1 protein-coding gene is annotated in these 699 nt (G+C 69.2%); it reads left to right on the forward strand.

Going from position 1 to position 699, the window contains the following annotated elements:
• Positions 1–546 (forward strand): phosphoenolpyruvate carboxylase (locus AC1DU6_RS34060; protein ID WP_477862834.1); only part of this gene is annotated, 546 nt, incomplete at its 5' end.
• Between the last annotated feature and the right edge of the window lie 153 nt (positions 547–699).

Genomic DNA, 699 nt, shown 5'->3' on the forward strand with positions numbered 1-699 from the left:
ATCGAAGACCTGCGCGCCATCCCCTGGGGCTTTTCCTGGGGCCAGGCCCGCGTCGCCCTGCCCGGCTGGTGCGGCTTCGGCTCCGGCGTGGAGGCCTTCCTCGGCGAAGAGCCGGCACAGCGCGCCAAGAACCTGGCCCTGCTCAAGCGCATGCTCAAGGGCTGGCCCTTCTTCCGCGCGCTGCTGTCCAACCTCGACATGGTGCTGGCCAAGACCGACCTGGCCCTGGCCGAGCGCTACGTGGAACTGGTGGAGGACAAGAAGCTCGGCAAGCGCATCTTCACGGCCATCCGCGCCGAGTTCGACCTCACGCAAGCGGCGCTGAGCCTCATCACCGGCGACGACAAGCGCCTGGCGGCCAACCCGTCGCTGGCCCGCTCCATCGAACACCGCTTTCCCTACATCGATCCGCTCAACCACCTGCAGGTCGAGCTGATGCGCCGCTACCGCCGCACCCAGGCCGACGACCCGGCCATGGAGCGCGTGCAGCGCGGCATCCATCTGTCCATCAACGGCATTGCGGCGGGGCTGCGCAACACCGGTTGAAGCGCACGCCCCCGACCGCGTCGCCYGGACGCTAGCGCTGGTAGGCCGCCAGCGTGTCGCCAACGACGCGCACCGTGTCGCCCACGCGGAAAGACGGCGGGTCGGCATAGACAACCGTGCGCTGCTGGCCGTCGTTCGTGCGCACCACCACTT

The organism is Roseateles sp. P5_B10 (assembly GCF_056400485.1).